25 protein-coding genes are annotated in these 24,761 nt (G+C 41.4%); 22 read left to right on the forward strand and 3 right to left on the reverse strand.

Going from position 1 to position 24,761, the window contains the following annotated elements; all coding sequences use genetic code 11:
* Positions 1-70 precede the first annotated feature (70 nt).
* Positions 71-1,639, forward strand: coding sequence for a carboxylesterase/lipase family protein (locus EZJ28_RS00375; RefSeq protein ID WP_131393732.1), 1,569 nt, complete (start codon positions 71-73; stop codon positions 1,637-1,639).
* A 57-nt stretch (positions 1,640-1,696) separates the two neighbouring features.
* On the opposite strand, the gene EZJ28_RS00380 is transcribed toward EZJ28_RS00375, so the two are convergent.
* Positions 1,697-2,923 carry an LVIVD repeat-containing protein gene (locus tag EZJ28_RS00380; protein WP_131393734.1) on the reverse strand — a complete coding sequence of 409 codons (1,227 nt, stop codon included), beginning with the start codon at positions 2,921-2,923 and terminating at the stop codon, positions 1,697-1,699.
* A gap of 144 nt (positions 2,924-3,067) precedes the next feature.
* Between EZJ28_RS00380 and miaB the strand changes: the two genes are divergently transcribed.
* From miaB to groL, 7 genes are all read left to right on the forward strand, one after another.
* Positions 3,068-4,513 carry a tRNA (N6-isopentenyl adenosine(37)-C2)-methylthiotransferase MiaB gene (miaB, locus tag EZJ28_RS00385; protein WP_131393736.1) on the forward strand — a complete coding sequence of 482 codons (1,446 nt, stop codon included), beginning with the start codon at positions 3,068-3,070 and terminating at the stop codon, positions 4,511-4,513.
* Between the two features lie 64 nt (positions 4,514-4,577).
* Positions 4,578-5,840 (forward strand): sigma-54-dependent Fis family transcriptional regulator, encoded by a 1,263-nt coding sequence (locus tag EZJ28_RS00390; protein WP_131393738.1) that lies wholly within the window; start codon positions 4,578-4,580, stop codon positions 5,838-5,840.
* 97 nt (positions 5,841-5,937) lie between these two features.
* Complete coding sequence (locus EZJ28_RS00395) at positions 5,938-6,441, forward strand: LptE family protein (RefSeq protein ID WP_131393739.1); 504 nt, start codon at positions 5,938-5,940, stop codon at positions 6,439-6,441.
* Positions 6,441-7,325, forward strand: a complete 885-nt coding sequence (locus EZJ28_RS00400) for a hypothetical protein (RefSeq protein ID WP_131393741.1) — start codon at positions 6,441-6,443, stop codon at positions 7,323-7,325. The genes EZJ28_RS00395 and EZJ28_RS00400 overlap by 1 nt, the downstream gene beginning before the upstream one ends.
* A 2-nt stretch (positions 7,326-7,327) precedes the next feature.
* Positions 7,328-7,672: a preprotein translocase subunit SecG gene (gene secG / locus EZJ28_RS00405; protein ID WP_131393743.1), complete on the forward strand. Its 345-nt coding sequence runs from the start codon at positions 7,328-7,330 to the stop codon at positions 7,670-7,672.
* Between the two features lie 152 nt (positions 7,673-7,824).
* Entirely contained in the window at positions 7,825-8,100 is a 276-nt protein-coding gene (gene groES, locus EZJ28_RS00410; protein WP_131393745.1) for a co-chaperone GroES, read from the forward strand.
* Between the two features lie 104 nt (positions 8,101-8,204).
* Positions 8,205-9,845, forward strand: coding sequence for a chaperonin GroEL (groL, locus tag EZJ28_RS00415; protein ID WP_131393747.1), 1,641 nt, complete (start codon positions 8,205-8,207; stop codon positions 9,843-9,845).
* Positions 9,846-9,951: 106 nt separating this feature from the next.
* Here groL and EZJ28_RS00420 read toward each other — a convergent pair whose 3' ends face one another.
* Positions 9,952-10,410, reverse strand: coding sequence for an SRPBCC family protein (locus tag EZJ28_RS00420; protein WP_131393749.1), 459 nt, complete (start codon positions 10,408-10,410; stop codon positions 9,952-9,954).
* 149 nt (positions 10,411-10,559) lie between these two features.
* On the opposite strand from EZJ28_RS00420, the gene EZJ28_RS00425 reads away from it, so the two are divergent.
* A complete protein-coding gene (locus EZJ28_RS00425) occupies positions 10,560-12,041 on the forward strand; it encodes an SLC13 family permease (RefSeq protein ID WP_131393751.1) in 1,482 nt (493 codons plus the stop codon).
* On the opposite strand, the gene EZJ28_RS00430 is transcribed toward EZJ28_RS00425, so the two are convergent.
* Entirely contained in the window at positions 12,030-13,085 is a 1,056-nt protein-coding gene (locus EZJ28_RS00430; protein ID WP_131393753.1) for an AraC family transcriptional regulator, read from the reverse strand. The two genes, EZJ28_RS00425 and EZJ28_RS00430, sit on opposite strands and share 12 nt — an antisense overlap.
* 296 nt (positions 13,086-13,381) lie before the next feature.
* Here EZJ28_RS00430 and EZJ28_RS00435 point away from each other — a divergent pair, with 296 nt between their 5' ends.
* The 13 genes from EZJ28_RS00435 (at position 13,382) to EZJ28_RS00495 (ending at position 24,731) form a co-directional block, all read left to right on the forward strand.
* Complete coding sequence (locus EZJ28_RS00435) at positions 13,382-13,564, forward strand: hypothetical protein (RefSeq protein WP_131393755.1); 183 nt, start codon at positions 13,382-13,384, stop codon at positions 13,562-13,564.
* Between the two features lie 59 nt (positions 13,565-13,623).
* Positions 13,624-13,959, forward strand: a complete 336-nt coding sequence (locus EZJ28_RS00440; RefSeq protein ID WP_131393757.1) for an arsenosugar biosynthesis-associated peroxidase-like protein — start codon at positions 13,624-13,626, stop codon at positions 13,957-13,959.
* Between the two features lie 48 nt (positions 13,960-14,007).
* Positions 14,008-15,063 (forward strand): arsenosugar biosynthesis radical SAM (seleno)protein ArsS, encoded by a 1,056-nt coding sequence (gene arsS, locus EZJ28_RS00445; RefSeq protein ID WP_131393759.1) that lies wholly within the window; start codon positions 14,008-14,010, stop codon positions 15,061-15,063.
* Entirely contained in the window at positions 15,014-15,565 is a 552-nt protein-coding gene (locus EZJ28_RS00450; RefSeq protein ID WP_242670038.1) for a rhodanese-like domain-containing protein, read from the forward strand. Before arsS ends, EZJ28_RS00450 begins: the two co-directional genes overlap by 50 nt.
* Complete coding sequence (locus tag EZJ28_RS00455; protein WP_131393761.1) at positions 15,566-16,171, forward strand: TIGR04282 family arsenosugar biosynthesis glycosyltransferase; 606 nt, start codon at positions 15,566-15,568, stop codon at positions 16,169-16,171.
* A complete protein-coding gene (locus EZJ28_RS00460; protein ID WP_131393763.1) occupies positions 16,171-16,983 on the forward strand; it encodes a purine-nucleoside phosphorylase in 813 nt (270 codons plus the stop codon). Before EZJ28_RS00455 ends, EZJ28_RS00460 begins: the two co-directional genes overlap by 1 nt.
* Before the next feature lie 53 nt (positions 16,984-17,036).
* Entirely contained in the window at positions 17,037-18,005 is a 969-nt protein-coding gene (arsM, locus tag EZJ28_RS00465; protein ID WP_131393765.1) for an arsenosugar biosynthesis arsenite methyltransferase ArsM, read from the forward strand.
* Positions 18,006-18,062: 57 nt separating this feature from the next.
* Entirely contained in the window at positions 18,063-18,863 is an 801-nt protein-coding gene (locus EZJ28_RS00470; protein ID WP_131393767.1) for a DUF547 domain-containing protein, read from the forward strand.
* A 7-nt stretch (positions 18,864-18,870) separates the two neighbouring features.
* A complete protein-coding gene (locus EZJ28_RS00475; RefSeq protein WP_131393769.1) occupies positions 18,871-19,560 on the forward strand; it encodes a TIGR04283 family arsenosugar biosynthesis glycosyltransferase in 690 nt (229 codons plus the stop codon).
* 92 nt (positions 19,561-19,652) lie between these two features.
* Complete coding sequence (locus EZJ28_RS00480; protein WP_131393771.1) at positions 19,653-20,939, forward strand: NAD(P)/FAD-dependent oxidoreductase; 1,287 nt, start codon at positions 19,653-19,655, stop codon at positions 20,937-20,939.
* Between the two features lie 2 nt (positions 20,940-20,941).
* Positions 20,942-22,525 carry a 4Fe-4S dicluster domain-containing protein gene (locus EZJ28_RS00485; protein ID WP_131393773.1) on the forward strand — a complete coding sequence of 528 codons (1,584 nt, stop codon included), beginning with the start codon at positions 20,942-20,944 and terminating at the stop codon, positions 22,523-22,525.
* 41 nt (positions 22,526-22,566) lie between these two features.
* Complete coding sequence (locus EZJ28_RS00490; protein WP_131393775.1) at positions 22,567-23,259, forward strand: glycosyltransferase family 2 protein; 693 nt, start codon at positions 22,567-22,569, stop codon at positions 23,257-23,259.
* Positions 23,256-24,731, forward strand: coding sequence for a cellulose synthase family protein (locus EZJ28_RS00495; protein ID WP_131393777.1), 1,476 nt, complete (start codon positions 23,256-23,258; stop codon positions 24,729-24,731). Before EZJ28_RS00490 ends, EZJ28_RS00495 begins: the two co-directional genes overlap by 4 nt.
* Positions 24,732-24,761: the final 30 nt, after the last annotated feature.

The following is a 24,761-nucleotide window of genomic DNA, read 5'->3' on the forward strand; positions in this document are numbered from 1 at the left end:
TTAAAGAGTATTATAGAGTGTAATTATTAAAAGTTATATTTATGTAGTTAATATTCGGTAAATCCACATCATGAACTATTCTTTATCTAAAAAGATCTGTCTGCTTTTTCTTTTTGTATTAATAAGCCATACTTATTCCCAGCAGGCTGTTAAAGTAGAAACTAAATACGGAGTACTTGAGGGATTTCATGATAAAGAAAAGGGGATTGACCTTTTTCTTGGGGTTCCTTTCGCTGAACCGCCTGTGGGTGAATTACGCTGGAAAGCCCCCCGGCCTCCTAAGAAATGGCAGGGAGTAAAACCTGCAAAGGAGTTTGGCCCGGCAGCGGTACAAACCAATGTTTTTGGAGATATGGTTTATCGGGGAAAAGGAACTAGCGAAGATTGTCTTTATTTAAATATATGGACTCCTGAGGCAAATAAGAATAAAGCGCTTCCCGTGCTTGTCTATTTTTATGGTGGTGGTTTGGTGGCAGGTGATGGGTCAGAGCCAAGGTATGATGGAGCTTCCATGGCCCAACAGGGAATAGTGGCGATTACAGTGAATTATCGTCTTAATGTTTTCGGATTTTTAGCACACCCCGAATTAACCGAAGAAGCTCCTTATAATTCTTCCGGGAATTATGGGTTACTTGATCAGAATGCAGCATTAAAATGGGTATATGAGAATATTGCAGATTTTGGGGGTGATCCTGAAAAAATAACCATTGCAGGGGAGTCCGCTGGTTCCGTTTCAGTAAGTGCTCACATGGCGTCGCCTTTATCCAGGGATCTCCTTGCCGGGGCGATTGGAGAGAGCGGAGCTTCCATAAAGCCCACACTTGGTCCGGTTTCTCTTGCAGAGGCCGAAAAGACGGGAAAACAATTTGCCGCGAATATAGGGCATCCCTCTCTTAAAGAATTAAGATCGCTTAGTACTGATGAACTTTTTAAGCTTTATAACGAATCGGGAAGATTCGGTTTTCCACCTGTGATAGATTCGTATTTTCTTCCTCGGTCCCTACCCGAGATTTTCAAAAATGGAGACCAGGCGCAAATCCCCCTTCTCGTTGGATGGAATTCTGCTGAAATGCCGTCGGTTAGTTTGATGCAGGGGCAGGAATTATCCGGGTCTAATTATAAGAAAAAGATTAGAGAGCTCTATCCGGAGAGTTTTGATAGGGTTCTGGAGTTATATCCTGCATCTCCTGAAAATGAAATTGGAAGTTCTGCAACAGCGTTGGCTTCTGACAGGTTTATTGCCTATAGCACGTGGAAATGGGCCGATCTTCATGTAAATAATTCTGATCAGCCTGTGTACAGGTATATTTTTAAAAGGATAAGGCCATCGGAAAATCCTTCACACAAACCTGAAGGTGCTGCTCACGCTTCCGAAATTGAATATTTTATGGGTAACCTGGGGTTGATAGATAATCCTCTTTTAACCGGGGAAGATTTTCAAATTTCCGGAACCATTCAAAAATACCTCGCCAATTTCATCAAAACCGGGAACCCTAATTCCCAGGATCTTCTTAAATGGCCCTCTCTTCAGGAATCCAATGGTGTTCCGGTAATGATCATGGATTCCAAATTCGAAGTTATTCAGTCTCAGGAAGAGGATAGATATGAGTTTCATGATGAGTTCTATGGAAATAACTAAACAAAAAATCCCTGTTTAAACAGGGATTTTTGCAAAAAACCAAACAAAAAGGGAAAATCAATTCAAAGCAAAACTGCTTATTAAATTAATCTCATCACCCTTATAGGAGTACTGGTAGAGTGTATTATCCCCGACCATAAGCAGCTTTTCCCCTAAAGGAATAACATCATAGGTGCTAATGTTGCTGAATTGATCTATTAACCTTAGGTCGGGGGTGTCTTGAATATCAAAGACCTTTAGCCCGGCATCCCCATCACATACAAAAAGCCAGTCGTCTTTGACGCCAAGGCCGTAAGGGTTGCTCATTTGATAGGTCTTTTCAATAAACGGATTTGTTTTATCTGAAATGTTTACAACATCCAGCTGGTTGAAATTCTGCCCGCACAGGTTTCCGCCACGAATGGTCACATAGGCATAATTATCTTTGACCACCACCGGATCACAGCCAAGAACATGTTGTATATAGGATACCTGTTGCGGCCTGGTGGGATTCTCTATGCTGTAGATATACATTCCTCTGTCGCTTCCCAGGTAAAGATGGTCCTGGTAGTTGAAAATTGTCTCAATATTCCAGCCTACATGTTCTGCGCTAACGCGATCGGGAGTTGCAGGATCTGAAATGTTGAAAGTTGAAAGTTTGGACTCGTCGGCAACATAGAGGAAATCATCCTTTATGCTGAACCTGGCCATACTTCCTCCAGTCCCTATATTCCCACTTGCGCCATCACCTCGTGATTCAAAACTAATTCTGTCATCAATAGCATATTCTATTTTTCTTGTTTCAATTACATAGCCCATAATTACCTCCCTTGCGGGATCAAAGCCTTCAAGGTCAATATAGTTTGCTCCTGCCGGGGCTATATGATAATAATTAGGGAAGACGTCTGGAATGCGACCAACTTCTTGGATGTTTTCAATAGAACTTATATCAAATACCACCAGGTCCATTCCGTTATTGGCATATAACTTCTCATCTTTGATGGCAATGTCTGTATTCCGGGCGATCTTCAGGAATTTAATGTTCTTTGGGTTAAAAGGATCGGCATTATCTATAATGTGGACTCCTTCGTTCTTATCGTTGACAAAGATGTAATCCCGCCATGCATAGATTTTTCCAGACTCCTGGATCTTCCTTGGAGCCTGAACCTTTACGGAAGCTCTAAAATCGGCAATAGACTGGGTGACGGGCACGGCTACTTTAGAGAGCCTATGGTCTTCCTCCTTGCTGCATGAGGCCAGCCATAAGAGGCTTATGAAAAAGGGAAGGAATAGGAGTTTTTTCATTTTGTAGCTCGGTTAGTTATCTGTTAGATGCGCGAAAACTAAAAAGGTTGCGTGCTCACCTATAAATTTTTTTCTGTCACTTTGTCAGAACTCACTTTAGCCCTATCTTTGCCCATCTAAAAACCGAAAGGTTATTGAAGAATTATGGAGAAGATAATAGACGAAAAGAAACAGGGAAACTCTTTGGTTATGGAGCCTAAGGCTGAAAATGGCCGGAAACTTTTCATTGAAAGTTACGGCTGCCAGATGAACTTCAGTGATTCAGAGATCGTGGCTTCCATCCTTTCAAAAGAAGGATTTAATACCACCCAGAATCTTGAGGAGGCCGATCTGGTTTTAGTGAACACCTGTTCAATTAGGGAGAAAGCAGAACAGACTGTGCGTAAACGTCTGGAAAAATATAATGCCGTTAAAAGGATAAATCCCGGAATGAAAGTGGGTGTACTTGGTTGTATGGCCGAGCGCCTTAAAAGCAAATTCCTGGAAGAAGAAAAAATAGTAGACCTCGTTGTGGGTCCTGATGCTTATAAAGACCTTCCCAATCTTATAAACGAGGTTGAAGAAGGCCGAAACGCGGTAAATGTAATTCTTAGTAAAGAAGAGACCTACGGAGATATATCACCGGTGAGGCTGCAATCTAATGGAGTGTCGGCATTCGTCTCCATCACAAGGGGGTGTGATAATATGTGCACCTTTTGCGTGGTGCCTTTTACAAGAGGACGTGAACGTAGCCGTGACCCGCAAAGTATTATTGAAGAAGTGAACGACCTTGCGGCAAAAGGCTTTAAGGAAATCACGCTTCTTGGGCAGAATGTGGATAGCTACCTGTGGTATGGTGGAGGATTAAAAAAGGATTTTAAGAATGCTACAGAAATTCAGAAGGCAACGGCGACTAATTTCGCGGGACTTTTAAAGCTGGTTGCTGAAGCTCAGCCAAAGATGAGGATTCGTTTTTCAACTTCCAATCCGCAGGATATGACCCTGGATGTGATAGAGGTAATGGCAAAATACAGGAATATCTGTAAGTATATTCATTTGCCGGTACAGAGTGGAAGCGATCGCATTTTGAAAAAAATGAACCGTCTTCATACTCGTGAAGAATATTTCACGCTGATTGATAATATCAAGAAATTGATCCCGGATTGCGGGATCTCACATGATATCATTACCGGTTTCCCAACTGAAACAGAGGAAGATCATAAAGACACGCTATCCCTTATGGAATATGTGAAATATGATTTTGGTTTTATGTTCGCTTATTCTGAAAGGCCTGGAACAATGGCTGAGAGAAAATTTGAAGATGATGTTCCTGAAGATGTCAAGAAAAGAAGGCTGACAGAAATTGTGAATCTTCAGCAGGAACACAGTAAATATAATACTGAGAAATACCTGGGGAAAACCGTTGAGGTGCTTATAGAAAAAGAATCAAAAAAATCTGATGCTCACTGGAGCGGTAGAAATTCACAAAATACCGTGGTGGTATTTCCAAAAGAGAATTACCAGGTAGGCGATTTTGTGAACGTGAAGATCGAAGATTGTACCAGTGCGACTCTCATTGGTACTGCCGTAGATTACAGTGATAATAACTAAAAGGAAATTACAGTTGCTGGTTTTTCAAACTGAAGACTGTCTACTGAAATCTGAAAAATTGTAAATGGAATCAGTTCAGGCAATAAAACAAAGATTCGGGATTATAGGGGACGACCCTAAACTTAATCGCGCTATTGAAAAGGCGATACAGGTGGCTCCAACAGACATCTCGGTGCTTGTAACCGGTGAAAGCGGGGTTGGGAAGGAAAGTATTCCCAAGATCATCCATGCGCTTTCCCACAGGAAACATGGAAAATATATAGCTGTCAACTGCGGTGCTATTCCTGAAGGGACCATAGATAGTGAGCTTTTTGGCCACGAAAAAGGAGCGTTTACGGGCGCTACCCAAACCAGGAATGGATATTTTGAAGTGGCTGATGGAGGTACGATCTTTCTTGATGAGGTAGGTGAATTGCCGTTGCCAACCCAGGTAAGGCTCTTACGCGTACTGGAAAATGGAGAATTCATCAAAGTAGGTTCCTCCAAGGTGCAAAAGACCAATGTGAGGATCGTGGCGGCTACCAATATCAATATGTTTGAATCCATTAAGAAAGAGAAATTTCGTGAAGATCTTTATTATAGGCTAAGCACTATAGAAATCAACCTGCCTCCGCTGCGTGAGAGAAAGGACGATATTCATCTTTTATTCAGGAAATTCGCTTCAGATTTTGGCCTGAAATATAAGATGCCTACCATCAAGCTTGAGGATGAGGCGGTAGAGCTTCTGAAGAAATATCGCTGGGGTGGAAATATCCGTCAGCTTCGTAATATTGCGGAACAGATCTCTGTCTTAGAACAGGACAGGAGTATAAGTGCTGAAGAGCTTAGACACTATCTTCCCGATGTTGGAAGCAATCTTCCTGCTGTGATCGCCGATAAGAAGAAGGAAGGTGATTTCAGTAATGAGAGGGAGATCCTTTATAAGGTGCTTTTTGATATGAAAAGCGATCTGAACGACCTGAAAAAGCTTACTTTGAAACTGATGCAGGAGGGAGATACCAAGCAGGTGCAGGATGAGAACGAAGGCCTTATTCAGAAGATCTATGGCAACAGCGGAAACGATATTGATGAAGCCGATATAGATGAAGATAAGCTGGAAGTCCTTCAGATCCCTCAGCAGAATACCCCTCAAAAACAGGAGGAAAAGGATAAGTATTATTTTGCCGAAGAGATCCAAGAAGAAGAGACGCTTTCCCTGCAGGACAAGGAGCTGGAGCTTATCAAAAAATCCCTGGAAAGACATAATGGGAAGCGAAAGGCTGCGGCAGAAGAACTGGGTATAAGTGAACGAACGCTTTACCGAAAGATCAAACAATATAATTTATAGCACTAAAGCTTTCAGCTCTAAGCTGGTATTCCGGAATTTATTATTTTGGTTCTGTTATAGCTTAGTGCTTATCGCTTAAAGCCTATAGCTTTAAAAAATGAAGAAACTACTTTTAATATTTTGCTCCGCTTTACTATTTACACTACACTCTTGTGGTATCTACTCTTTTACCGGAGCCGATACCGGTGCTGCAGAAACCTTTCAGGTTAATTTCTTTCAGAACAATGCAGATCTGGTGGAACCGGGAATAGACAGGACGTTTACGAATTCGTTACAGGACCTTATCCAGAACCAGACGAGCCTGAGTCTGGTGAACAATAATGGGGATCTGGTGTTTGAAGGGGAGATCACAGAATATTACATCTCTCCCATGTCTGCCACAGCACAGAATACGGCTGCTCAGAACAGGCTGACTATCTCCATAAATGTTCGCTATTACAATACTCTTGAGCCGGAAAAGGATTTTGAAAGACGTTTCTCATTTTATTACGATTATCCGGCCGCTACACAACTGGTGGGAGCGAATCTTGAAACTGCTCTCGATGAAATATATACCCGTTTAACTCAGGATATCTTCAATGCAGCTTTAACCGATTGGTAATGGATGTAAAGACTCTCACATATTTGTTGGAAAATCCGGGTGAAATTACCGCGGAACAGACCCGTGAGTTGGAAAAGGTGCTGGAGAAAGCTCCTTATTTTCAGGCGGCCAGGGCCATCAGGTTAAAAGGCCTAAAAGAACATCAGGAATTCAGTTATAATGCGGCACTGAAAAAGACGGCGGCATACACTACAGATAGAAGTATACTCTTCGATTTTATAACTTCCGAAGAATTCAATCAGAATCAGATCGCACGGCAGATACGTGAGCAGGAAGAAAGACTTAAACAGATCACGGTTTATGAACCCGAAGAAGTACATGGCCGGAGAAGTATAGATATCAATGAGGCTATAAAGATGAAGCAGTCTGAGTCTGAAAGGGTGATGGATCCTGCTTTATTTGAAAAAATTAATAATGAGAAAGCTGAAGAGCATTCTGAAGATAGTCAAAAAGGGATATCTTCGGAAGAAAGGCTGGGTCTGGGGAAACCGCTTGTGTTTGATCAGGCAGAGTCACATTCATTTTCCGAATGGCTGAAACTTACAAAGGCCCAGCCGGTAGAAAGGGAGCAGGAAGAGAATAGAAATGAGGAGACCGAAGAGAGCAGGTCCAGAAAATTTGAGCTTATAGAGGAATTCATTTCAAAGAATCCAAGAATAAAACCGGGTAAAACCGCGACCAAAGTAAATCTTGCCGAACAAAGTACTGCACCCCCCGAATCCCTGATGACAGAGACTCTTGCAAAGGTTTATCTGGAACAAAAAAACTATAAAAAAGCCATCCAGGCATATAAAATATTAATTTTGAAAAATCCCGAAAAAAGTGGTTTCTTTGCAGACCAAATTCGGGCAATAGAGAAATTACAGGATACTAATAACGAATAAGAATGAGTACATTCACTATTTTTTTAGCTTTAATAATTATCGTGGCATTTTTGCTGGTAGTTGTGATAATGGTTCAGAACCCTAAAGGAGGAGGGCTTTCTTCTTCTTTCGGCGGTGGCGGTCAGCAAATGGGAGGAGTCAAGAAGACTACAGATTTTCTTGATAAGAGTACCTGGACACTTGCTACTTTACTGCTGGTATTGATCTTACTTTCTAACGTGACCATTATGGATGCTCCGGGAGAGGCAGCGCCAGGGGTTTTTGAAAGTGACGAGCCTGTGGAAACTGAAGTTCCTGCAACTCAAACTCCGGCACAACAACCGATGGATACTGACAGCACTCAGTAGATTTAAGAAAATATTAATAATTAAAAAATGCCAGCTTATGACAAGCTGGCATTTTTTATTTGGTATTGGCAGGAATAAGGCACTGGCATAATTTTAGAAATATCCCTTACCGACTTTAAAAAATTGATTAACTAAAAATAAAATTCAAAAAAATGGGACTAAACATTAAACCGCTTTCAGACAGGGTTGTTATTGAGCCTGTTGCTGCAGAAAATAAGACTGCATCTGGTATCATTATTCCTGAGACTGCAAAAGAAAAACCACAAAAAGGTAAGGTAGTGGCAGTTGGTTCAGGAACAAAAGACCACAAGATGACCGTTAAGGAAGGCGATATGGTGCTTTATGGTAAATATGCCGGCACAGAGCTTAAACTTGAAGGGACAGATTATCTTATTATGCGGGAAGATGATATACTAGCGATAGTATAGGTTTCACTTCAGTAAATTTTTCCTTTTCAGGAAACAATTCAAAAAATCAATTAACCAATATTTTTCAAAGTTTCATTAACTAAGGAAAATCAAAATTTAATAAAATGGCAAAAGATATAAAATTTGACATCCAGGCCCGTAACGGGATAAAACGTGGAGTAGATGCCCTTGCAAATGCTGTAAAGGTGACCTTAGGTCCAAAAGGACGGAATGTAATTATCAGTAAATCTTTTGGTGCGCCAACCGTAACTAAAGATGGTGTTACCGTAGCAAAAGAGATCGAACTTGAAGATGCGCTTGAGAATATGGGTGCACAAATGGTTAAGGAAGTTGCTTCCAAAACCAACGATCTTGCCGGTGATGGTACCACAACTGCAACGGTTTTGGCGCAGGCTATCGTACAGGAAGGTTTAAAGAACGTGGCAGCTGGTGCCAATCCAATGGATCTGAAAAGAGGTATTGATAAGGCCGTTGAGGCTCTTACGGCAGACCTTGCAAAACAAACCAAAGAGGTTGGAGATTCTTCTGAGAAGATCAAGCAGGTTGCAGCTATCTCTGCAAACAATGATGACAAAATTGGTGATCTTATAGCCCAGGCTTTCGAAAAAGTAGGAAAAGAAGGTGTGATCACCGTTGAAGAGGCAAAAGGTACTGAAACTCATGTAGATGTTGTGGAGGGTATGCAGTTTGACAGAGGTTACCTTTCTCCATACTTCGTGACCAATTCAGAAAAAATGACCGCAGATCTTGAAGATCCGTATATCCTTCTTTTTGATAAGAAGATATCTTCAATGAAAGATCTTCTTCCTGTTCTTGAGCCGGTAGCTCAGTCTGGTAAACCTTTATTGATTATCGCTGAAGATGTGGACGGAGAAGCTCTTGCCACTCTTGTAGTGAATAAGCTTAGAGGTTCGCTTAAGATCGCAGCTGTTAAAGCTCCAGGATTTGGTGATAGAAGAAAAGCTATGCTAGAGGATATCGCTATACTTACTGGTGGTACAGTGATCTCTGAAGAAAGAGGCTTCACTCTTGAGAACGCAACCATCGATATGCTTGGTACTGCTGAAAAAGTGGCTATAGATAAGGATAATACCACGATCGTGAATGGTGCCGGAGAAGATCAGGCTATCAAGGACCGTGTAAATCAGATCAAAGCTCAGATAGAGTCTACAACTTCAGATTATGATAAGGAAAAACTTCAGGAGCGTCTTGCTAAATTAGCTGGTGGTGTTGCCGTACTTTATGTTGGTGCCGCTTCAGAAGTTGAAATGAAAGAGAAGAAAGATCGTGTAGATGATGCGCTTCATGCGACCAGAGCAGCTGTAGAAGAAGGTATCGTTGCCGGAGGTGGTGTTGCACTTGTTAGAGCTAAAGCCGTTCTTGCGAAAATAAAAGCGGAGAATGATGATGAGGCTACAGGTGTCCACATTGTGGCAAGAGCCATCGAGTCTCCTCTAAGAACAATTGTTGAGAATGCCGGAGGTGAAGGTTCTGTAGTTATCAATAAAGTGCTGGAAGGTAAGAAAGACTTTGGATACGATGCCAAGACAGACCAGTATGTAGATATGATGAAGGCTGGTATCATCGATCCTAAGAAAGTGACCAGAGTGGCTCTTGAAAATGCCGCTTCAGTTGCAGGAATGATACTTACCACAGAATGTGCATTGATGGATATTCCTGAAGAAAATGCCGGAGGTGGTGGAATGCCACAAGGTATGGGAGGCGGAATGCCAGGAATGATGTAAGATAGACATTAGACGTTAGATCTTAGACTAAAAGATTTAACAGGCTTAATAAAAAACCTGCTTCTAATATGAAGCAGGTTTTTTGGTTTTTACGCCTGTTTGAGATTTACTTTGGTTCTTTCATAAAGTCATAACCTCCTTTGCGAAGGTTGATTCCAAATTCCAGATAGGCTTTAAGACAGGCCAGGAAGTTAGCCCAACCTCCGGAATTTCGACCATACCACTGAATTCCTTCTTCATTATCCGGCATTTTCCCTTCAGTAATCCTAACCAGAGTTTTGTTGTCAGATTTTTTTTCAAGTTTTATCTCTACCAAAAGTGTCTTACCAGGTGAACCCTCCCATTCAAACTCAATTAATTCGGGTTTAATAATCTTTTTTCCGGTCACCGGGAATTTTACGTCAAATTCCGGAAATTTCCAGGTAACTGTTTTTCCTTCTTCTAAATCTCCGGTACTTTCTGAAATAAAGTAGTTGGACATTTTCTCCGGATCTACAATCGCTTCAAAAACTTCTTCTGCAGATTTGGAGATCTGCAATGCTGATTTTATTTCAAGGTCTTTCATCGTAAAGTTCTAATATTTCTGGTTGGATCATGTTAAATTACTATTTATCCCCTTGCGAGCAAAATATATGGTGGGTAAGTATTCTGCAGATTAAATGGATTTAACCCATGTTTTTTTAATTATCTTGGGTCTCAAAACCGATCGATTAAATGAACCAGAATATTAAAAGGTTCCTTCTGTTTTTAGGACCTTTGATCTTTATAGTACTTCAAATTGTGGGTAAACCGGCGTCGATGTCTGAAGAAGCATTCGATGTATTGGGCGTAACGATCTGGATGGCATTGTGGTGGATATTTGAAGTGATTCCTATAGCGGTAACCGCAATCCTGCCCATAATACTTTTTCCTCTTACCGGAGCAGTTGATATTGAAACTACCACGGCCGCATTTGGACACAAGTATGTATTTCTATACTTCGGTGGTTTTATTTTGGCAGTGGCCATAGAAAAATGGGATCTTCATAAAAGGATCGCGCTTTCCATAATCCATCTCATAGGGACAAATATCAAATACATTATTCTTGGTTTTATGGTAGCCACGGCTTTTATGTCCATGTGGATATCTAATACGGCAACCTCGGTAATGATGCTCCCCATAGGTATAGCAATAATAAGTCAGTTGAAAAACAGCCCGGAGACGAATACACAACAGAATGAAAGCTTTGGCAAAGCCCTGATGCTGGCAATCGCTTACAGTGCGTCTATAGGTGGGATAGCAACCCTTATAGGAACTCCGCCCAACCTGGTCTTTGCCGGGATAGTTGAGGAACTATACGGGATCGAGATCAGTTTTACTAAATGGATCATGTTAGGTCTGCCTATTTCTGTTTTCCTATTATTTCTCTGCTGGAAATATCTTACCAGCCAGGCTTTTGACTTCAAGCATCATAGATTCCCGGGCGGAAGAAGTGAGATAAAAAGGTTATTACAGGAACTGGGTGTGATAAGTAAACAGGAGAAAAGAGTATTAATTGTTTTTGGTCTAACAGCATTTTGCTGGATAACCAGGAGTTTTTTGATTCAACCTATTTTACCATTCATTGATGATACGATAATAGCAATAACCGCGGCTGTATGTCTTTTTATTCTTCCTTCTGGCAAGCCAGGGCAAAAACTTATTAGCTGGGAAGAGGCGGTAAGGATTCCCTGGGGAATAATCCTGCTTTTTGGAGGAGGGATGGCGCTGGCTAAAGGATTTGGAGAAACCGGCCTGGCTGTCTGGATAGGTGAACAATTAACCAACCTTGAAAATCTACCTCTTTTCCTTTTAGTTATAGTCCTTGTTGCCGCTGTGAATTTTCTAACCGAAGTGACCTCCAATCTGGCTACCACTGCTATGCTGTTACCCATTCTGGCTCCTATGGCGGTGGCATTGGATCTCCATCCTTACTTCTTAATGGTAGGAGCCACCTTAGCTGCATCCTGTGCTTTTATGTTGCCTGTGGCCACTCCACCAAATGCTGTGGTTTTTGGATCGGGCCATTTGCATATTCCAGATATGATAAGAACAGGAATATGGATGAATATAGTTTCTATAATTATTATAAGTCTGGTGGTCTACTTTGCACTTCCAGTCATTTGGGAGTTTTATCCGGAGGTTATTCCAAAGAAGTTCGAATTGTCAGCTTTCTAAATTTTCGGCGCCTTCCATTTTATCCTTCATATTATTTCTCTTTGTCTTGAGGAAATACTTGGGGCTTACTCCGTATTTTTCCTTGAAGATCTTTGAGAAATAACTTCTGTTATTCAGTCCGATAGACGTTACTATCTCAGATATGTTTTTTTCTGAAACCATAAGCATTTTCTTGGCAGCCTCCAGCTTTACATGTTGCATGTATTTATTTACCGTAAGATTGTAAACATATTTGAAGCCTTCCTGAAGTTTGTTGACATTGGTTCCGGCTTCCTTAGCCAGGGACTCCACGGTATGATTGGTGCTTAGATCCCCCTGGATACGTTTGGCTACATAATCTACTTTCTGGATATCTGATTTTCTAAGGATCTTTGGCAGGTGTTCGCTGTTTTCATCATCTTCGTACTGGGCTATTTGTATAACCATCATTTCAAACGCCTTGCCTTCTAAATAGAGGTTTCTTAGAAATCCGGTATAATCCTTAGTGTTTATTGCCTCCATTAGGTCGGCTGCCTTAATACTGTAATTGCCCTGATAAAAGAACTGATTTTTAGAGACCGAATCTTTAAAAAGCTGTTTGAGAGTTGGGTCAAGATCTTTAAAATCATAATTAGACCTGTGAGCGAAAATAGATCTTATTATTTCCAGGCTGGACACATGGGTGGGAGTGTTTTTCCGAAAGTAGAGAGTATGACCCTCATATCCACTGCTGCTAACAACTATGTTTTGAAATGTATCAATCGTGTGTATTTTTTCCTTTTTCTGAAAGCTATGCCCCACCTTCCCTTCAGAACAGAAAATGAATTTTAAAGGGTGAACGGTATTGATGGAAAAATGAATCTCTACATCTTCGAAGAACTTGCAGTTATAGGTAACATAACCAATACCGGAGTCAAAGCTACATCCTCTAATATATCCTTCTCCAATTTCTGAAGGAATATTAACATTGAGTTCGCCACTTTTATCTTCCAGTCTGGTGTTCAAAGCACTTGCAATGTCCTCCAGAATCTCATTTACAGGCAGGGTTTTTACATCTATTCTCATTTGCAGGGTAGGAACTAATAAAGCCTAATAAAGTTAATTGTTTTTAACAAACTATTTAAAAAAATCGAAGGGTAAAATTATAGTTTGTGTGAAAAAATTAAGAATTGCATGGAAACATATCTTTTTTTGAGGCAATGGTAATGTGAAAAACGTTATTTTTCGAGCAGCTAAACCTTAATTAATGCTTGTTATCCGGTTTTTTTTGAGAAAAACATAAAATCAGAATGATTTGTTAAATATATTTAAGCTTTTCGAGCTCCCTTCTTTTTATTATAACTTCATGAAAAAATAGTATTATGAGTGCAAAAAAGGACAGGTCTTCGCCGGTGCCAACCAAACACCGCGAATCCGAAGAAGGAAGAAATCAGTCCACAGAGACCCGAACCGGGGGCTCGGGACCAAAATTATGGGTTGTTATACTAATTGTTATCGTTTTTTTGCTTATCATTCTTTCCATAACCGGCGTGGTGAATCTGTAAAACTACTCGCCTTAAATTTTCGTAAATATTAAAAATGCTTAAAGCATAAAAGATCTGTTATGTCTAAAAACTATTATGATCCTGCCGATCTTAGAAAATTCGGTGAAATTACCGAATGGAGTGAGGAACTTGGTAAAAAATTCTTTGATTACTATGGAAAGGTATTCGAGGAAGGTGCGCTATCTGCAAGGGAAAAATCCTTAATAGCTCTTGCTGTTTCTCATGTGGTGAAATGCCCTTATTGTATAGATGCCTATACTAAAGACGGACTTCAGAGAGGGATCACCAAGGAAGAAATGATGGAGGCTGTACATGCCGGGGCAGCTATAGAAAGTGGAGCTACTCTTGTACACGGAGTTCAGATGATGAATAAATATAAAAAGCTGAGTATGTAAGTTTGTTCAGGAATTCTGAACTAAATAACAATCCTAGAAGATCCCTTTATGCTAGTAAAGTCTTTAAAAGCCCGAAATATTGACCTTTCCAATCCTAAGAATCAGCTTGAGTTTTTAAGTAACGGAATTTTTAAAGATGGTGAACTGCCTCTTTTTAAGGATAAGATCGCGGAGACCGGAAAATTTCCTCTCAAACCTAAAAAACTGGAGATCCTTCAGATCAATCTTGGATATATGTGTAACCAGACATGTTCACATTGCCATGTGGATGCCGGGCCAGACAGGAAGGAGATAATGAGTGTGGAGACTATGAAACAATGTCTTGAGGTGATCAGAAATACAAGTGCACATACCCTGGACCTTACAGGGGGAGCTCCGGAGATGCACCCGCACTTCAGGTGGTTCGTGGAGGAAGCCTCAAAGGCCGGCATCAGGGACTTTATTGTGCGTTCTAATCTTACCATTATCCTGGCGAATAAAAAATATCATGACCTTCCTGAATTCTTTAAGAAGCATAATGTTCATGTAGTATCCTCACTTCCTTTCTATAAAAGGGAGAGAACCGATAAGCAACGGGGTAGCGGGGTATTTGACAAATCCATTAGGGCTTTGCAAATGCTTAATGAAGCAGGTTACGGGAGGGAAGGCACAGGCTTAAGGCTGGACCTTGTATATAATCCCGCCGGTGCTTTCCTGCCTACAGATCAACAGGTAATGGAAAATGATTTTAAAAAGGCATTGAAAGAGGATTTTGATATTGTCTTTGATAATCTTTTTGCGATCACGAATTTGCCTATAAGCCGTTTTCTGGAATACCTTATCGCTTCAGAGAATTATGAGGATTACATGTATGCCCTGGTGGATGCCTATAATCCGGCGGCCGTGGAAAATGTAATGTGCACCAATACGATCTCTGTGAGCTGGGATGGGTGGTTGTATGATTGTGATTTCAACCAGATGCTGGACCTTAAGGTGAACAGCAAGATAAAGCATATTGGTGAATATAATGAGGATCTCCTCAACGACAGGAATATTATAATATCTCAACATTGTTATGGATGTACTGCCGGTGCCGGAAGTAGCTGCCAGGGAAGCGTTGCTTAATACATCATTAGTGAAATTCAATTTATTCATCCTTTTACTTCTAATGATGCCTGATGTTCGCGCCCAGGAATCTCTTGACGATCTTTTGGAAAAATATAACTCCGGAAGCGTGCCTTATATATCTGCGCAGGATCTAAAAACACATCAGCTTAAAAAAGAGGTTCTTATCCTGGATGCCCGGGAGCCACAGGAATTTGAAGTTAGTCATATTAAACATGCCACTTTTATAGGATATAACGAATTTGATATATCTAAAATCGCCTCATATCCTAAAGAGACTAAGATCGTGGTCTACTGTTCTCTTGGGGTTAGGTCTGAAAAAATCGGGGAAAAACTACAGGATGCCGGATTCACCAATGTATGGAATCTTTACGGCGGAATCTTTTTCTGGAAGTATAAGGGTTACGAAGTGATAAATGCTGAAGGAAAGGAAACCGAAAAGGTGCACGCTTATTCCAGACAATGGTCAAAATGGCTGAATAATGCGGAAAAAGTCTATTAGATGAACAAAGAGGATCTGCTAATAATTTTCACCAAGAATCCCATTAGGGGTAAGGTAAAGACACGCCTGGCAAGGGATCTGGGAAAGGATAAGGCTCTTGAGGTGTATAAGTATCTTCTGGCACATTCTTATGAGGTTACGTCTCCTTTACCCGTAACAAAACATGTCTATTATTCTCAGGAAATTGGCTTAAATGACCGGTGGGATCATGGTGATTTTGATAAGAAACTTCAAAAAGGGGCAGATCTGGGCGAGAAGATGAAGAATGCATTCCAGGCAGGCTTTGAAGAGGGCTACAAGAGCATTGTTATCATAGGAACAGATCTTTACGAGCTCAGAACTGAAGATATAAAGAAGGCATTCAGTTATTTAAAAAACCATGATTATGTAATAGGACCTGCAAGTGATGGAGGATACTATTTATTAGGCATGAATTCCTTAAATTCGGGAATATTTATAAATAAAGAATGGAGCACCTCCAGTGTTTTCAGGGATACTCTGAAAGATATGGAAGGCTCAAATATAAAATTACTACGAACCCAAACTGATATAGATGTGCTGGATGATATCAAAGACCATCCGGACTTTCATAAATTTCTTAACTAATGACCGATCGAATAAACGAATCTGTAGAATATTTAAAAGGCCGTGGATTTGGAGAACCGGAAGTGGGGATAATCCTTGGTACCGGGCTTGGGCAACTGCTGGATGAAATTGAAATTGAAGTAGAGACCAGTTATAACCATATTCCGTATTTTCCAACTGCCACAGTAGAGTTCCATAAAGGAAAACTTATCTACGGGAAATTGCAGGGAAAAAAAGTAGTGGTGATGCAGGGGAGGTTTCATCTTTATGAGGGCTATAGCCTTTTGGATGTTACATATCCTGTAAGGGTGATGAAGCAACTTGGAATTAAAAGGATGCTGGTGTCCAATGCTTCCGGAGCCATTAACCTTGATCTCAAAAAAGGCGAGCTGATGCTCATAGATGATCATATTAATCTTCAGGGAGGTTCGCCTCTGGCCTTTCACGGGGTGGATCGCCTGGGAGAACGTTTTGTGGACATGAGTGCTCCATACGATCCTGAGATGAACCGACTTTTTGAGGAAGCTGCGAAAGAGAACGGCATTACCTTGCATAAAGGAGTCTACGCTTCTGTTCTGGGACCCCAACTGGAAACACGGGCTGAGTACAGATATTTAAAGATCATCGGGGCAGATGCCGTTGGTATGAGTACGGTCCCTGAAGTGATCGTTGCCAATCATCTCGAGATCCCGGTCTCGGCGATTTCTGTGATAACCGATCAGGGAGATCCCGATAATCTTGAGAAAGTGAATATTCAGGATATCCTGGAAATGGCGTCCAAAGCCGAACCGGATATGGTAAAACTATTTAAAGCCTTACTTGAGAGGATTTAAGAATAACCTGGTTTGAAAAATTGTTGGAACCTATCCAATTGATAATATTATAGATGAGCTATTTAGAAACGACAAAAGATGTATACCGCGAGGCGGCTTTAACTCCCGATGTAGGCCTTTGCTGTACTACCAATCCTATTTGGGAATTGCCAGGGCTTAAGATTCCAAAGATCATGCAGGAAATGAATTATGGCTGTGGGACCACCGTACATGCAAGAGACCTTACCAATAACCCGAAAACCCTTTATGTAGGGGTTGGAGGCGGAATGGAACTGTTGCAATTTGCTTATTTTTCAAGACAGAAATCCGGGGTTGTAGGTGTGGATGTAGTGGATGAAATGCTGGAAGCCTCAAGAAGGAATTTTAAGGAAGCTGAAGAATTAAACCCCTGGTTCAGATCTGAATTTGTGGACCTTAAAAAAGGAGATGCCACCGATCTTCCGGTAGAAGATAATTCAATTGATGTGGCAGCCCAGAACTGCCTTTTTAATATTTTCAAGACAGAAGAGCTTACCAAAGCCTTAAAGGAAATGTATCGCGTGTTAAAACCACATGGCCGGCTGGTGATGAGCGATCCTACCTGTGAGCAGGAGATGAACGAGGAACTGAGAAATGATGAAAGATTGCGAGCCCTTTGTCTTAGCGGTAGCCTTCCCATAAAAGATTATGTTAAGGCTCTTACAGATGTAGGCTTCGGAACCATAGAAATAAGGGCGCGAAAGCCTTATAGGATCCTGGACCCTAAGAGTTATCCTACTGAGGAGCTGATCTATATAGAATCTATTGAAGTAGCCGCGATCAAAGATCCGATGCCAGAGGATGGACCTTGTATATTTACCGGGAAAGCAGCGATCTATTATGGTGACCAGGATTATTTTGATGACGGGAAAGGACATGTCCTTTTGAAGAATCAGCCTCTGGCTATCTGTGATAAAACTGCTGGTGCTATAGCAGCCCTTGAACGGGATGATATTTTCATCAGTGAATCTACCTGGCATTATGATGGTGGCGGCTGTTGTTAAATCAGATTTTTAGATGGGATTGACAGGTTGTGCGGAGCCAATCCAAAACGTATTATTATGAAACAACTGATCTTAAGTTTTGCGATCCTTATTTCCGGGGCATTTGCTTTTGCTTCCTGCAACCTGATTTCAAGTGCTGGTTTTAACAGTAAAGGACTTCCTACTCCCGATGTGGAAGATGAAATTGCAATGGATGTGGAATCTGCTGTTCAAATTGATCATAGCGTTTGGAACGCACTTCTTCAGGAATATGTGACCGAGGATGGATGGGTGGATTATAAGGGATTTAAGACCGACAGGCAAAAGCTTGATCAGTATCTCACAATGCTGTCCGATCAGTCTCCGGCTGACAGCTGGTCTACCGCAGAATTACTGGCTTATTATATCAACCTGTATAATGCCTATACGGTAGATCTGATCCTTCGAAATTATCCTTTAAAGAGTATTAAAGATCTCAATGGTCCCTGGACCAGGGAGTTTATCAGGGTTGGCGATACCAGGATATCTCTTGGAGGCCTGGAGCACAGTATTCTTAGGAAGATGAATGAACCGCGGATACATTTCGCGATCAATTGCGCCTCTGTTTCCTGCCCAAAATTAATGAACGAGGCTTTTACTGCTGAAAATATCGAAGAACAACTGGAAAAGGCTACCAGGCAATTCATAAATTCTGATAAGAACGAGATCTCGGAAAAATCGGTTAAGCTTTCATCAATATTCGATTGGTATAAGGGTGATTTTACTGAAGATGGACAGTCTCTGATAGAATATGTGAACCGGTATTCAAATATCCGGATAAATTCAGATGCTTCAGTTTCTTTTAAAGATTACGACTGGAATCTCAATGAGGCCAAATAGTTGATTGATGATCAGTATAATCATACCGGTTTTTAATGAGGAAGATAAGCTTCCAATCCTGTTATCTCACCTGGAGGAAACCTCTTCAGGCCATGTTTCAGAGATCATCATCGTGGATGGTGGCAGCTCCGATCAAACGGCTCAATTAGTCCGTAACTCTCAAAATATAGTGCTTTTAAATTCTGAAAAGGGAAGAGCGGTACAAATGAATGCCGGGGCCAGGATGGCTTCCTCCCAGGTACTCTATTTTCTTCATGCCGATAGTTTGCCGCCTGAAAATTTTGATAGTCTTATACTGCAAGAAGTTGAGAATGGGAATAAAGCAGGGTGTTTCCGGATGAGGTTCGATAAAGATCACTGGTGGCTTAATCTAATGGGGTGGTTTACAAGGATAAATCATATTTCCTGTCGTGGTGGTGACCAGTCCCTTTTCGTGCAAAAGGAGCTCTTTGAAAATATTGGTGGTTTTGATGAATCGTATAAGATTTATGAGGATAATGAGATCATAAAACGCCTTTACAGCCAAAGGCAGTTCACTGTAATCAATAGCTGGCTTACTACTTCTGCACGTCTTTATGAGAAGATGGGAGTGTGGCGTGCCCAGCGGCTTTTTGCCGAGATCTACTGGAAAAGAAGATTTGGCGCAGGCGCCGATGAGCTGTATGCACATTATTGTAAACGAGTAAGATCGTATTAAATAACGGCTACACTTTGCTTTCTGGCTATTTTCCTCTTTCTTTACTCTGATGAATCTACCTTAAGAATGGCTATTTTTGAAGCCTTGAGAATATGGAACATATCGTAATTATTGGAAATGGCATTGCGGGTATCACCGCTGCCCGGCATATCCGCAAAAGATCGGATAACAGGATCACCGTGATCTCCGGGGAATCTGATTATTTTTTCTCGCGTACCGCTTTGATGTATGTTTATATGGGACATATGAAATGGGATCATCTGAAGCCTTACGAAGACTGGTTCTGGGAGAAGAACAGGATAGAACTGAAGAAGGCGTGGGTAGAGAATATTAGTTTTGATGAAAAGGAGCTCCATTTTGCTGAAGGTGGTTCCATGAGTTATGATAAACTCATACTTGCAACAGGTTCGGTATATAACAAATTTGGCTGGGAAGGTGAAGATCTCGACGGGGTTCAGGGTCTGGTGAGCAAGCAGGATCTTGAACTGCTGGAACAAAATACAAAATCTACCAAAAGAGCGGTTATCGTTGGCGGTGGCCTTATAGGTGTTGAGCTGGCAGAAATGCTGCGAACAAGAAATATTGAGGTTACGTTCCTGGTGCGGGAAAAGGCCTTCTGGCATAATGTTTTGCCCCTTCCTGAAGGTGAGATGATATCCGATCATATTAAAGCCCATGGCATAGATCTAAGACATAATGTTGAACTTGATAAGATCCTTTCTGACGGAAACGGCAGAGTGATGGCAGTAACTTCTAGTGAAGGTGAAGAAATTGAATGCCAGTTTGTAGGTTTATGTACAGGTGTACGGCCTAATATTGAGTTTTTAAGCGGTACTCCGCTGGAAACAGATAAAGGCATACTTGTCAATGAATATCTGGGAACGAATATTCCTGATGTATATGCCATTGGTGATTGTGTGCAGCATCGCCAGATCTCTGGTGGAAGAAAAGCTGTTGAACAGGTATGGTATACCGGCAGGATCATGGGGGAAACACTCGCACAAACTTTAACGGGAAAACCCATGAAATATACTCCCGGCAACTGGTTCAATTCTGCTAAATTCTTTGATATAGAATATCAGACCTATGGCTGGGTTTGGCCTGAGCCAACGAATAACGAAGCCCATTTTCACTGGCGGCATGATAAGGAACCTAAAGCGATCACCATAGCTTATGATAAAGCTTCCGGGGAATTCCTCGGGATAAATACCTTTGGGATAAGGATGCGTCACGAGGTGATTGATACATGGCTTAATGAGAAGAAAAGTATCGAATTTGTATTGAAGAATCTGAAACTGGCCAATTTCGATCCCGAATTCTACGACCACCATGAAAAGGAAATATTCGGAAGTTTTAAGAATAATCTACAGGAAGCATAAAAATGAGCAGACTAGAACATAATATGGCAATGACTGGAGATTCTCCGGCAGCACTTTCCGGCAAACAGAAACTGGCGACCGGGATTGGTCTTACCGGACTCTTTATCCTGATCCTGGCCATAGCCAATGTCAATTTTCCGAATAAAACATTGTTCCTTACTCTTTCCCTGGGGCTCATTGCTGCAGGAACCATCATCTTTGCCAATGATGCTTACCTGGGAAAACACGAAGGGATAAAGAATGATGGTGTGTGGTTTAAATCAATGACGGGCCGTGGTTTCTGGGCCTGGATTTTGGGGATTGCTCTAACACTTTTCTACATTGTACTTTACTGGTTCCCTCAGTACCTCGGACTGAATTCAGACGGTGAGAACACAGGGATCATAGCCCTTTTTGATCCCCTGAGCAAACTTATCAATGGTGGCCCTGCGAGTCAGTGGTTCGTTTACGGAACGCTTTATACTCTTGCCATCCTCATCTTTGGTTATAAGTTTATTCTCAAGTACCGGCACAACAGGTATGAGGTGATACGAACCTTTTCGGTGATGTTCTTTCAGCTTGGTTTTGCATTTCTGATCCCTGAGATACTCATAAGGCTAAATAAACCCTATTACGATTTCAAGAATATATGGCCGCTCAATTATGATCTTTTTGCCGGCTATAAGATCCAGGAATTTCTCTCTGCCGGCAACCTGGGAATGTTTATGTTGCTCTTTGGTGTGGTATCTATATTTGTAATCACTCCTATACTTACTTATAAATACGGAAAACGCTGGTATTGTTCCTGGGTTTGTGGTTGTGGCGGTCTTGCTGAAACTGCCGGCGATCCTTATCGTCATCTCTCAGATAAATCACTTTTCGCATGGAAGGTTGAGCGCTGGGTGATACATAGTGTTCTTGTTTTCGTTACAGTAATGACCATCGCTGTGGTCTACTCATTTCTGGGTGACGAATCAAAGGGCTACCTGCTAACAAAAGATGTTTTCCTTTGGGGAAGCGCCCTTTTACTTACAATCATTTTTGCGCTCATTATGATATTTAAGCGGGAAGAGCTGGCAAAAGATGCTAAAATTGGTGCTGTTTCTTACTTCGTTATTATAATGTCAATCATCGGGATCAATTATTTCAGCGGGAATTATAAGATCTTTTTTTTTGATGCCTACCTGTTGAGACAGTGGTATGGATTTCTTATCGGGGCCGCTTTTTCAGGAGTTATTGGCGTTGGGTTTTACCCGATCTTTGGTAGCCGTGTCTGGTGCCGTTTTGGTTGTCCCATGGCTGCGATCCTGGGAATGCAGCAACGGCTTTTTTCAAAATTCAGAATAACCACGAATGGAGGGCAGTGTATCTCCTGTGGGAATTGTTCTGTTTATTGTGAAATGGGTATCGATGTTCGTGCATACGCTCAGAAAGGTCAGAATATAGTCCGTTCCAGCTGTGTTGGCTGCGGAATTTGTTCTGCGGTCTGTCCCAGAGGAGTTCTTAAACTTGAAAACGGATCAAGAAATGACAGGATAAGATCTGAAGAGCCTGTGATGGACGATAATGTTGATCTGATGGATTTAATCAGGGAGAGTAGTAAATAATTTGTAATCTTGCATTCAAATTTTGAAAGAGAATCTACCCGATGCCATCGCTGATTAAAGTTATTATTCCTGCCCATAATGAGGCCGATTCCATATCCCATGTAATTAACGATATTCCAGACTTCGTAGACGAGGTGATCGTTGTGAGCAATAATTCTACCGATGATACCGAGAAGAACGCTAAAGAATCTGGCGCAACGGTGCTTACCGAGTCCAGAAAGGGATACGGTTATGCCTGTTTAAAGGGAATGGAGTATATCGCTACACAGGATCCCGAGCCGGATATCATTGTCTTCCTTGACGGGGACTATTCTGATTACCCGGAGGAAATGGAGAAACTTATTCAACCGATCATAGAAGATAACAAGGACCTGGTAGTGGGAGCAAGGGTGAAGAGGTGGAGAGAAAAAGGTTCAATGACCTTTCCGCAGATCTTCGGAAACTGGCTAGCCACAACTCTTATGAAACTTTTCTTTGGTTCCAGCTTCACCGACCTGGGGCCGTTCAGGGCCATCAAATACCAAACACTGCTGCAGCTGGAGATGCAGGATAAAACTTATGGCTGGACGGTTGAAATGCAACTCAAGGCTTTACGACAAAAGCTAAGCTATGCCGAGGTGCCGGTACATTATAAGAATCGCATTGGTGTCTCCAAGGTTTCAGGAACGGTGAAAGGTGCTATCTTTGCAGGAGTAAAGATCCTCGGCTGGATTTTTAAATATAGTTTTAAATGATAGATTTAGCGGTAATTACCATTTACACTCTTGCTTTACTCGTTATATTTATTTACAGCCTTTCCCAGCTTCATTTATTGGTGAATTATCTACGGGCTACTAAGACCACAGACGATTCGGAGAAATATGACTTTTCCGGGGAAGATGAATTACCGCCGGTCACCATTCAGTTGCCATTATATAATGAATATTATGTGGTGGAGCGTTTACTGAAAAATATTGCAAGAATAAATTACCCGAAAGATAAACTTGAGATCCAGGTACTCGATGATTCTACCGATCATTCAGTAGAAAAGACGAAAGTAATTGTTGACGAGCTCGCCTCTAAGGGCTTCGATATTCAGCATATAAGGAGAAAGGAAAGAACCGGTTTTAAGGCAGGAGCCTTAAAGGAAGGCCTTAAAATTGCCAAAGGGGAGTTCATAGCGGTTTTTGATTCCGATTTTATGCCGGGGGAAAACTGGCTTTTCAGAACACTTCCTTATTTTAAGAATAAAAAAATAGGTGTGGTTCAAACTCGTTGGGGACACTTGAACAGGGATTATTCGCTGCTTACCAGGATACAGGCCTTCGCACTTGATTTTCATTTCATACTTGAACAGACCGGTAGAAATTTCGGTCGTAATTTCATCAATTTCAATGGAACTGCAGGAATCTGGCGCAAGGAGTGTATTCTTGATGCGGGTAACTGGAGCGGCGATACGCTTACCGAAGATCTTGACCTTAGTTACAGGGCACAGATGAAGAAATGGGAGTTCAAGTATCTCGAAAATGTGGAAACCCCTGCCGAATTGCCGGTCGTAATAAGCGCGGCGAGGAGTCAGCAGTTCAGGTGGAACAAAGGCGCGGCTGAGAATTTCAGGAAGAACTACGGAAAACTTCTGCAGGATCCTTCGGTTTCCTTAAGTACAAAGTTCCACGGATTCTTCCATCTTTTGAATTCGAGCATGTTCCTTATTGTTCTATTACTCGCGATAATGAGCGTGCCCGTACTGTACATTAAGACTACAAACCCGGATTTCAGCTGGTATTTCAATGTACTGAGAGCATTTGCCATTAGCACGCTAATATTCTTCGCCTGTTATTATGTGGCCTACGCCAGGATACATGGAAAGGGGATCAGGAGCTTCTTCAAATTTATTGGAATGTTCCTCACTTTCTTTTCCATTGCCATGGGATTCTCCGTTCATAATTCGCTGGCCGTTCTGGAAGGGCACTTTGGAAAGAAATCTGAATTCATAAGGACTCCGAAATTCAATATAAATTCTTTAAAAGACAGCTGGAAGGGAAACAGATACCTGAGCAAAAAAATTTCAGGCAACCTGATTATTGAAGCCCTCCTGTTTCTCTATTTTGGATTTGCTATATTCAGTGCCTTTAAACTGAATGAATACGGATTACTGATCTTCCATCTTATGCTTTTCAGCGGATTCGGTTTCGTGGTTTTTAAAAGTCTGAAACCGGAAGTTTGATTATTTTAGCGGGAAGCTGACCCAACTTTT

Source organism: Gramella sp. KN1008, assembly GCF_004332155.1.
Lineage (GTDB): Bacteria > Bacteroidota > Bacteroidia > Flavobacteriales > Flavobacteriaceae > Christiangramia.